Here is a 1637-nt window from a genome sequence, read left to right as displayed (position 1 = left end):
CCTGCCGTTGCAGGCCACGGTTACATTATTTGGCAAGAATGGGCAACGTGATGAGGATATGATTGAATCTCGCTTTAATATCAGTTCAACAGGGGTAAATAACCACTCAGTAGTGGCGCACTCCCCAATCCACCTAAACGAAGATAAAGCCAAAGAAACCCTAAAAATCACCGAATATGTCACCACCGATAAAAACTATTTTATCGACCATTATGAAGCAAAAACCTTTAAAACCCTCACTCAGGGCAAAGCGGTATGGCAATCTAATTTTACCGATATTGAAAAAATCGAAGTAAAAGAGCCAGCTCCTAACCAGCCAGAAAGTCACCTAACGGTAATAACCTGGGTAGCGGGCACCTTTGCTTATGATCTAATAAATAACTACCAAATCAATATCAGCTCTAATGCACAAGATGATGACGAAATCCCACTCATCATTAATCGAAGCAGTAACCAATTTCACGATGAATAAATAAAAGGAGAATAAAATGCCATCAAAATACCGCCCGCAAATTCTTGGTTGGTTTGGGGATCTAGATAAAGGTCCTCGTTTAGTGCCCCTGCATGACGATCGCTTAAGTTATGCCAATAATACCTATTGTGCCTTTATTCGTCAGGATCACAATGATCAGATTTTTTATGGCTGTCTCCATTTTGTTATTGTTATTGTTTTATTTATACTTCTTATTGGTTTTCCTACATTTATTATGGATTATGATCATCCAGATAGTGGTAGCATGCTTTGTTTGATTGGAATTATTGGATTTATTACTTGTTGTGCCGCTATGTATTATGCGGTTCCTCAACTGTATCATTATCTATTCTCCCGCTATGGCAGCCCCATTATATTTAATCGTAAAACCGGTAAAGTCTATGTTAACGAAAGTTACTTTTTTAACTTTAAGTTTTTACATCACCCTTCGGTATTTTTACAACCGAAAAAACGCCGAATAAAAGAGTATGATTGGAACGATTTGCACGGTGTTATTATTCATAATATGTCACGTAATGCCTTAAGTTCAACCGTGTTAATGGTCTGCCAACCGGGCACGCACCAAGTGATAGATCATATTATGTTAGATCCTATGCGAGCCGGTGCAGGAAGTACATTTGTTTGGGGATGGATCAATAGTTTTATGTTTTTTTGTGATGTTGCCAATATCGATGACGGCGAATATAAGTCAGATCAAGAAGCGGAATTTAAAGCCCATAGGATTGAAGGTGAAGGCTGGCCCGAATGGATGGTCGAAGCATTTAATGCCACATCGCAAGAAGAGCTCGCCGAAATCAAACAACGACACCATATAACGGAATAATATAATAAAAATATTATTAAAATAATGGACACCGTTAAAGAAGGTGAAAGCCAAGATAAAAAAATGCACCAACTGGCGATTGACTTAGGCTCGTTAGCGTTATTAAGTGTTGATAGCGTGGCTTTATACCGTGACATCAAATTAAAAATGCAGCTAGTTAAAGCGATGCGTTCAACGGTTTCGGGCACATTAGTGCCTGAAATTAAAGCCAGACTGATGTTAAATACCTTGATTTCTAAAACCGTAGCCAAAGCCTTTGCGGCTATAACTATTTTTGAAGCCTTAGGCGAGTTAAAAAGTGCCTTGGGGATGTGGAATATG

At 38.7% G+C, this 1637-nt stretch carries 3 protein-coding genes; all 3 read left to right on the top strand.

Annotated features, from left to right (window positions below; all coding sequences use genetic code 11):
- The coding region (locus A9G34_RS10830; RefSeq protein WP_176701496.1) for a hypothetical protein at positions 1-472 on the top strand (472 nt) is incomplete at its 5' end.
- A gap of 16 nt (positions 473-488) precedes the next feature.
- Entirely contained in the window at positions 489-1316 is an 828-nt protein-coding gene (locus tag A9G34_RS10000) for a DUF6708 domain-containing protein (protein ID WP_065569623.1), read from the top strand.
- A gap of 24 nt (positions 1317-1340) precedes the next feature.
- A partial coding sequence (locus A9G34_RS09995; RefSeq protein ID WP_141670402.1) for a hypothetical protein occupies positions 1341-1637 on the top strand: 297 nt, incomplete at its 3' end.

Origin of the sequence: Gilliamella sp. Choc4-2 (genome assembly GCF_001690355.1) — a bacterium.
In the GTDB taxonomy this organism is placed as follows: domain Bacteria; phylum Pseudomonadota; class Gammaproteobacteria; order Enterobacterales; family Orbaceae; genus Gilliamella; species Gilliamella apicola_A.
This window is presented reverse-complemented; position numbering and strand designations above follow the sequence as displayed.

Coding starts and splice junctions, on each gene's coding strand:
- A9G34_RS10000 (WP_065569623.1), top strand. CDS start 489: ATGCCATCAAAATACCGCCCGCAAATTCTTGGTTGGTTTGGGGATCTA.